The 7,802-nt window shown below is 55.2% G+C and carries 9 protein-coding genes; 6 read left to right on the forward strand and 3 right to left on the reverse strand.

Translation table 11 applies throughout. The annotated features are described in order from the left end of the window. On the reverse strand, positions 1 to 236 hold a 236-nt coding region (locus tag QVO51_RS08925; protein WP_288168051.1), incomplete at its 3' end, for a hypothetical protein. A gap of 11 nt (positions 237 to 247) precedes the next feature. Next, the gene (locus tag QVO51_RS08930) at positions 248 to 892 is read right to left on the reverse strand and encodes a potassium channel family protein (RefSeq protein WP_276746323.1); all 645 of its coding nucleotides are present in this window, start codon (positions 890 to 892) and stop codon (positions 248 to 250) included. A gap of 118 nt (positions 893 to 1,010) precedes the next feature. On the opposite strand from QVO51_RS08930, the gene QVO51_RS08935 reads away from it, so the two are divergent. Then, positions 1,011 to 1,421, forward strand: coding sequence for a putative ABC transporter permease (locus QVO51_RS08935; RefSeq protein ID WP_022358121.1), 411 nt, complete (start codon positions 1,011 to 1,013; stop codon positions 1,419 to 1,421). On the opposite strand, the gene QVO51_RS08940 is transcribed toward QVO51_RS08935, so the two are convergent. Then, entirely contained in the window at positions 1,406 to 2,464 is a 1,059-nt protein-coding gene (locus tag QVO51_RS08940; protein WP_022358122.1) for a hypothetical protein, read from the reverse strand. The two genes, QVO51_RS08935 and QVO51_RS08940, sit on opposite strands and share 16 nt — an antisense overlap. A 241-nt stretch (positions 2,465 to 2,705) precedes the next feature. On the opposite strand from QVO51_RS08940, the gene QVO51_RS08945 reads away from it, so the two are divergent. The 5 genes from QVO51_RS08945 to QVO51_RS08965 form a co-directional block, all read left to right on the forward strand. Then, entirely contained in the window at positions 2,706 to 3,077 is a 372-nt protein-coding gene (locus QVO51_RS08945) for a GntR family transcriptional regulator (protein ID WP_022358123.1), read from the forward strand. Between the two features lie 20 nt (positions 3,078 to 3,097). Then, entirely contained in the window at positions 3,098 to 4,009 is a 912-nt protein-coding gene (locus tag QVO51_RS08950; RefSeq protein WP_022358124.1) for an ABC transporter ATP-binding protein, read from the forward strand. Next, positions 3,984 to 6,062, forward strand: a complete 2,079-nt coding sequence (locus QVO51_RS08955) for a hypothetical protein (RefSeq protein ID WP_022358125.1) — start codon at positions 3,984 to 3,986, stop codon at positions 6,060 to 6,062. Before QVO51_RS08950 ends, QVO51_RS08955 begins: the two co-directional genes overlap by 26 nt. Before the next feature lie 244 nt (positions 6,063 to 6,306). Further along, entirely contained in the window at positions 6,307 to 7,260 is a 954-nt protein-coding gene (locus QVO51_RS08960) for a TPM domain-containing protein (protein ID WP_022358126.1), read from the forward strand. A gap of 112 nt (positions 7,261 to 7,372) precedes the next feature. Further along, the coding region (locus tag QVO51_RS08965) for a class II fructose-bisphosphate aldolase (protein WP_288168052.1) at positions 7,373 to 7,802 on the forward strand (430 nt) is incomplete at its 3' end.

A 7,802-nucleotide genomic window follows, 5' to 3' on the forward strand; every position in this document is an offset into this window, starting at 1 on the left:
AAGGCATAATACTGGCTGGACAATTTCATACCCAGCATATTGTACCGCACTACCACCAGGCAATTGCTTTCTGTGACCGCCGCATAGCCATACTGATTGGTCAGGGAGGAGCTAAACGCAGACGCCCTGCCGAAGCTGACATACACCGGGCAGGAAAACCGATCTCCGGGCATCATGGCTTTTGCCAATGCCTGCTCCATGGCTTCGTTCGTCAGATGAAACAGATTCATTCCCATGGCACAGCCCCCTACTTCGTGATCGCCTGGACATCCTTCTGGTGTCCCATAATCATCAGCGTCTCATTCTGCTTGAACACATGATCCGGAGAGGGCAGCGGGTAAATATGACCGTTTTCCTTTGTGGCAAGGATGCTGATCTGATACTTCTGCCGGATCGCCTTGCCTACGATGGTCTTCCCCACCCAGGATTCCGGCACAGAGATCTCATAAATGGCGTAATCGTCCGCCAGTTTCATATAATCGAACACATGATTGGAGCCATGCTTGATGGCAAGCCGCTCCGCCAGTTCCCGCTCCGCATAGACTACCTCGTCCGCCCCGTTGCGCAGCAGAAATTTCTTGTGTACATCCCGGCTTGCCCGCGCCAGCACAAACCGGGCACCGCATTCCTTCAGCAGAGAGGTTGCCTCCAGGGATGCCTGAAAATTATCCCCGATGGCTACCACGCACACATCAAAATTTCCAACTCCAAGGGAGGAAACAAACCGCTCGTTGGTGGCATTGCCGATCTGCGCACTGGACACATACTGCATGGAATCGTTGACCCGGTGCTCGTCAATGTCAATGGCAAGCACCTCGTTTTTCTGCTCCACCAAAGTTTTCGCCATATGCCTGCCAAAGCGCCCCAATCCAATGATCAAAAAAGATTTCATCATCTTCCCCTATCCGGGCAATACCGCACAGTCTTTGTGCAGTGCCGCCCTGCTTTCATGTATATTGCGCCGCCGGACGCAGATACTTGTTTTATGCAACATCGTAAGGAGGTGCAGCATGAAACCGCTCGGCGAACGCACGCTTATGTTTCTGCTCGGTTATTTTATATACAGCCTGATCGAGATTCTTGCACGGGGCTATACCCACTGGACCATGGCGGTGGTAGGAGGCACCGTGTTGGTGTTCCTATATGATGTGAACCTGCGGCTGCAGGCACCCCTGTTGCGGCTGCAGGCACCCCTGTGGCAGCGCTGCCTGCTGGGGGCGCTGTTTATCACCGCCATGGAATTTACCGTAGGCGTCATCGACAATCTGGTGCTCCGTTGGGGCGTATGGGATTATACCACCGTACCGCTGAATCTGCTGGGGCAGATCTGCCTGCCTTTTTCCATACTGTGGTTTTTCCTGAGTATCCCTGCCTGCGGCATCTGCCGGCTGGTACAGCGGCGGCTTCACACCCAGATCTGATCCCCCAGGCTCAGAATAAACTGGGTCAGCTCGCTTGCCATTTCCGACTGCTCCGGCACCCGGGGATGCCCTGGCGTGCCCGTTCCCGTGCGGCGGAACCGATACCGCAGCACCCGGTCACTGCCCGCCGTTTCCTGTATCTCATCCAGTACCCGCTCAAAATCCGCATCGTGCTGCAACACTGTCAGAGTCAGGATAAACACTGCCCGGGGGTATTTGTCCATCAGATCCCCAAGCAGCTCCAGGTACCGGTTTTTCCAGGCAATGCGCCGCTGACCGGTCAGAAGGATATTGTCCTGCTGCCCGATGTGATGATCGTTCTGACCGAACGCCAAAATCACCACCTGGGGTGTGTATGCTGCAAAGTCCCAGTCCGTCACCCCGGTATTCGTTTCGGGAATGTAACACAGCTTATTGTATACGGATTCCATACCGATCTGTCCGTCATGATAATACCCCGTATGATCCAGCAGGGCAATGCCACCCTGGGCAATGTTGTGGATCTGTGCTCCCAGAAGCCTGGCAGTCTGCATGGGGAACGCATACCAGGCGTTGTCCGCTGTACCATCGCATTTTGCGGGAGGATCCGTCTGTCCCACTGCCTCATAAGCCTCGCAGACTGCTCCGGCACTGACGCTGTCTCCGTAGCATTCGATCCGCCGCTGGGGCAAGGGGGGGAGCTTGCAGGCACATCCCCCCTCTGCCAGTTCAAACCCCAATAGCCGGAAATAGTGGGTGGCATCCTGCCGCTTGAACAGGATCAGGCGATGCAGAGGGCGGCACCGGGTCACCGGAATCTCCAGCAGTTGTGGCTCCAGCGTGTCGGACAGATCCAGCACCCCCTCCGCTCCGTCCAACCAGTAGCCAAGCTGGATCCGGTTGTAGAACCGGGTGTTCTGCACCCTGACCGCAAGCCGGTCTCCGGTAAAACCCAGACGCACCTGGGATCCGGCATAGTAAAAAGCAGGAGACGCCCCCTGTGACCGGTCGATCCTGCCCATGTACTGCAAAGCCGGGTCCGCCGGTGAAATCCATGTACCCATACGCAATCCTATCTCCATATCTGCGGCGGTCCTCCACAGGTGTTCTGCGCAGGATACCCCTATTTTATACATAGTATAGCACAGCACTCCCGTTCCGTCAACGGGTATTTGCACAGGAGCATTTCCTGTGCTTTTTTATTTTTGCAGAAAACCTCTTGACAAAGCCGAAAACCTGTGCTAAAGTATTAAGTGTAATATCAATAGTGGTACAGCTAATACGCCACAGAACAGGAGGTGCCTGATGTTTGATATTGACCTGCAAAGCCGTGTGCCCATCTACGAACAGCTTTACAAAAAGACAATCGAGCTGATCATCAAGGGCGTGCTGTCGGAAAACGACCAACTGCCCAGTGTGCGTGCCCTTGCAAAGGAGCTTGGCGTAAATCCCAACACCGTTGCCAAAGCATATCAGGAATTGGAGCGCAGCAAGGTCATTTACTCCCTTTCCGGACGAGGCAGCTTCATATCCCGCATCAGCGATATGGAAATCAAGGAGTATGCGCTGATCGATTTTGACGAATCTGTCCGGGAGGCTCTGAAGGCGGGCGTGACCCCGGATGAGCTGAAAAACCGGATCGATGCAGTGACAGAGAAAGAAAGGACCGCTCCGTAACAGAGCGAGGGTACGGAACCATGATAGAACTCAATCAACTGGTAAAGAAATTCGACACCACCCCGGTGCTGGATGGGGTGGATCTGACCATTCCCACCGGCACTGCATTCGGACTGCTGGGTTCCAACGGCGCTGGAAAATCCACCATCCTGCGACTGATCTCCGGCATCTACCGACCGGAGGGGGGCGAGCTGCTGGTGGACGGTCAGCCTGCCTATGACAATGTGCTGACCAAGCAGCGGATCTTTTTCATCAACGATGAAACCGTTCAGTTCACCAGCTACACCCTGGAGGAGCTGAAAAACTTCTACAAGCCCTATTACCCGAACTTTTCCGAGGAAGCCTTTGAAAAGCTCCGGGCAAACATCAAGCTGCCCCTGAAGAAAAAGCTCAGCACCTTTTCCAAGGGCATGAAGCGGCAGGCTATCGTCATCATTGCCCTGGCATGCCGCACGGATTACCTGCTGCTGGACGAAGCCTTTGACGGACTGGATCCCACCATGCGGATCATCGTCAAGCGCATGATCGTGGACGCTATGCTGGACCGGAATCTGACCACCATCATCTCCTCCCACAACCTGAAGGAGATCAACGAGGTCTGCGACACGGTGGCACTGCTTCACCAGGGAAAGATCGTCTTTTCCCGGGAACTGGACAGCGTGAAAAGCAGCATCCACAAGCTGCAGGTGGTGCCAGGTGCCAGACAGCAGCTGGACGCAGAACGGGCAAAGGCGCTTGGGGTGAAGGTCATGCATTTCGAGCAGTCCTCCAGCGTCTGCTACATCATCGCCAAGGGCACAGAGGAGGAGCTCCGGCAGTGCTTGGCGCCCATTGACCCCGTTGTACTGGACGTGATCCCTCTGACACTGGAAGAAATCTTTATTTACGAACTGGAGGTGCTTGGCTATGACAGCAACGCCATCACAGAGTAAGCTGCGGCCGTTCTGGCTCAATGCCCGCACAAAGCTCATTGCCAACCGGAAGCCGCTGATCGTCTACGGTGTCCTGCAGCTGCTGGGGCTGCCCCTGATCGTGCTATCCGCAGTGCTGGCAATCAGTGCATCCCTTCACTATGTCCCCTACAACTTCGATGGCATTGCCGTAGATGAGCCCTACTGGGTGCGGTACGGAGGCATGTATGCAGGCTTGGGCTTGATCTTTTTCTGCGTCTCCCTGCTGCTGGGCTTCCTGTTTGCCGTGGGCTCCTTTGACTATCTGTTCCGGAAGGCAAAGGTGGATATGACCTACGCCCTGCCGATCAACACCCGGCAGCGGTTCTTCAGCGATTTTCTCACCGGTGCCGCCATGTATCTGCTCCCCTTCCTGGCAGCCTGCGGTCTGTGCTACGCCATCTTTGAAACCGGGTGCATCCTCCAGGACGGTCTGCGGAAAGCATTGGGTGAGATGCCCATTTCTCTGGAGCTTGCCGCCTTCAAATGCATCATCATCGTGACACTGGGCATGCTGTTCCTGTATGCCTGCACCGTCTTTGCCATGACCTGCTGCGGCACCCAGGCTGAATCCCTCATCGCCATAGTATGCGTCCTGTTCCTGGTGCCCATTACGGTTATGGTATTCGGTCTGGTTTATCTCCAGGGCGGCATGTACGGCATCGACATTGAATCCACTCTGCTGAAGCTGTTGGAGTACACCGGGCCGGGTGGCGCCGGATCCGTATTCTTCTCCTTTCTGGAAAATGAAACCCAATACCCCATCGGCAGCTGGGCAGCGGCCTATCTGGCAGAGATCCTGGTGCTGGTAGGCGTAACCTACCTGCTGTACCGGCACAGAAAGGCGGAGGACACCTCCAAGCCCTATGTATACCGGTTCATGTACTACTTCACCATGGGTGCTCTGATGACCTGTCTGTATGCCATTGCTGTCAGCGATGCGGATACGCTGATCCCGGTGCTGATCTTCTCGGCAGTGGTGTATCTGATCGCAGAGATCATCACCAACCGGGGCTTTAAGAAATTCTACAAGTCCCTGATCCGGTTTACTGTGACTATGGCAATCATTGCCGGATTCACCGCCCTGCTGGATGCCACCGACTACTTCGGTGTCGTGCAGCGTCTGCCGGAGGCATCCAACATCAGCAGCATCACCTTCTCCTGCAACGAAAACTACAACTCCATTTACTGGGACAGCGGCATGGAGACCCAACCCAAGGTGGAGCTGACAGAGCCAGAGCAGATCGAAGCAGTGTATGGGCTGCACAAGCAGCTGCTAAACGCCTATGATGCGAGAGACAATGACCACTATATAAGCAGACCAACCGAGATCCGCATTACCTACCACCTGAAGCTGGGAGCACAGTTCACCCGCCGGTACACCATTACAGCGGAGCAGTGGGCTGACCTGGTGGAGCCGGTTATGCGCAGCAATGCGTGGATGCAGGCGACCCTGGATCAACGGCTTGACAAGTCCGGATCAGAGCTTCGGGTGGAGAACAGCAACCGAACAAACGCCACTTACTTTGCTACCGACTCCTATCAGCAGTTTATCCAGGAGTTCAAGATCGCCTACATGCAGGACTGGATGAATATGTCCGACCAGGAATTCCTGGAGCCAAAGGAGATCTATTTGTATGCCAGCGGCATCCCGGTACGCAGCAGCTTTACCAACACCATGGAAATGCTCAAGGCGTACAAATGCACACCGCCCACCCCGGATTCCGACCTGGAATCCGCCGATTTCAGCGGAATCCTTTATTATCTGGGCACGGAGCACGACCGGGTGTACATCAACTTTCCGATCGCGGATGCCGAAACCTCTGAAGAGATCCCCTCCGCCGGTTTTCTGCTGCCCTACGCATCCAGCTACGGCAGCACCACCGGAGACTATGTACTGCGCTACAACGGGGAATACTATTTCCTGTCCCCGGACTGCCAGTTCCTGATGGATCAATTGATCGGCGAACCGCCGGAAAGCCCGGATACGCCAAAGATTGATACGGGTGCCATGCTGCAATACGACAACCTTTGACGAGTACCTTCGCAGCGAAGGCAGCCATCTGACCCCGGACGAGATCAAAGAAGCGCTGATGCTCTGGGATATTGTCCATCCATAACAATTGCTTTCCTCCTTGCCCGCAGTGTCTACGGATGCTGCGGGCTTCCTTATGCCTGTGCCCTTTTTCCGGTTGAAATCCCACCGCCGGCGTGCTATAATGGAAGCAGAACAACACGGTTGCCCATACGGACTGCCGGAACAGAAAGGAACCTTGTACATGAAACGATTTGCCATTGTATGCATTCTCTGCGCCATGCTGCTGGCTGGATTGCAGGGCTGCCGGAAGGTGGAAAACGAAGAAAGCAGTGCCCCTGCTGCATCCCAGGATGCGCCCCAGCAGGACACCGCCGGCGCAGAAACGCAGCCTCCCACGGAGGAGGCCACCCAGGAGCCGGTACAGACCCATGACTTAGGACAGGTAGATCCGGAAACGGAGCATATCCTGGATCCGGACAAGGTGCTGGATACAGCCCTGCGCACCAGTCTGAACCAGTCTGCCGCCAAGATCGCAAGGCAGTATCATCTGAATCTCACCATTGACATTGTGCAGAAGCTGGGGGATCAGAAGCCTGCCGCCTACGCCCAGGCAGACTATGAAGCCCTGTACCCGGCGGACAGCAGCGGCGTGCTGTTTCTCATCAACAACGACACAGGAGAGGATTACCTGTATGTGTCCGGAGATTGCGGCAGATTTCTGACAGATTCTGTCCGCACGGAGCTGCTGATCCGGATCTCCCCCATGCTGGCTGTGTCGGATTATCAGCAGGCGGTGCAGACTGTGCTGGATACCATTGCCGAAGTATGCCCTGCCCATGTATTCGACCAGGCAGGTGCCATGGATCCGGCGGATATCGCCGATCTGGAGGATACCGCAAAGCAGTTGTACGCCAGCAAGAAGCTGACCGCTGTGGTATGCACCAGCGAGGATGCCAGCCAGGAGGCTGCGGACGTCCTGTTTGAAAAACTGTACGGAACAGAAACGGACGGGATCCTGCTGATGCTGGACACCCAGGGGGAAATGATGTATGTAAGCCTGGGTGGCAGCATACGCAGCAGCATTGGCGGCACCACCATCGGTGCCATGCTGGACCGGATCGACATGGAGCGCCGGGATGGGGCAGCTGCGGCAGCGAAAAAATTCTTCAGCGAGGCGGAAACCCTGGAGCGGTAGCATATGCAGACAAAAGACTTGCATTTTTTCGCAGAATCGTTTATAATAGAAGAAGCAAAGATTTCACAGCTCTGCCTAGGCAGAGCCGAAAATGAATTTGGAGGTCACAAATATGTTGGTTTCAGCAAAGGAAATGCTCAACAAGGCAAGAGACGGCAAGTACGCTGTCGGTCAGTTCAACATCAACAATCTGGAGTGGACAAAGGCAATCCTGCTCACCGCTCAGGAGCAAAATTCCCCTGTCATCCTTGGTGTATCCGAGGGCGCAGGTAAGTATATGTGCGGCTACCGTACCGTTGTAGGCATGGTAAACGGCATGCTCAAGGAACTGAACATCACCGTTCCGGTTGCGCTGCACCTGGATCACGGCTCTTTTGAGGGCGCAAAGGCTTGCATCAACGCAGGCTTCTCCTCCATCATGTTCGATGGTTCTCACTACCCCATCGCTGAAAACATTGAAAAGACCACACAGCTGGTTCACACCTGCGACGTACTGGGTCTGTCCCTGGAAGCTGAGGTTGGCTCCATCGGCGGCGAAGAGG

Origin of the sequence: Ruminococcus sp. CAG:379 (genome assembly GCF_000434255.1) — a bacterium.
GTDB lineage: Bacteria > Bacillota > Clostridia > Oscillospirales > Ruminococcaceae > Ruminococcus_F > Ruminococcus_F champanellensis.

Coding starts and splice junctions, on each gene's coding strand:
- QVO51_RS08935 (WP_022358121.1), top strand. CDS start 1,011: ATGAAACCGCTCGGCGAACGCACGCTTATGTTTCTGCTCGGTTATTTT.
- QVO51_RS08945 (WP_022358123.1), top strand. CDS start 2,706: ATGTTTGATATTGACCTGCAAAGCCGTGTGCCCATCTACGAACAGCTT.
- QVO51_RS08950 (WP_022358124.1), top strand. CDS start 3,098: ATGATAGAACTCAATCAACTGGTAAAGAAATTCGACACCACCCCGGTG.
- QVO51_RS08960 (WP_022358126.1), top strand. CDS start 6,307: ATGAAACGATTTGCCATTGTATGCATTCTCTGCGCCATGCTGCTGGCT.
- QVO51_RS08940 (WP_022358122.1), bottom strand. CDS start 2,464: ATGGGTACATGGATTTCACCGGCGGACCCGGCTTTGCAGTACATGGGC.
- QVO51_RS08955 (WP_022358125.1), top strand. CDS start 3,984: ATGACAGCAACGCCATCACAGAGTAAGCTGCGGCCGTTCTGGCTCAAT.
- QVO51_RS08930 (WP_276746323.1), bottom strand. CDS start 892: ATGAAATCTTTTTTGATCATTGGATTGGGGCGCTTTGGCAGGCATATG.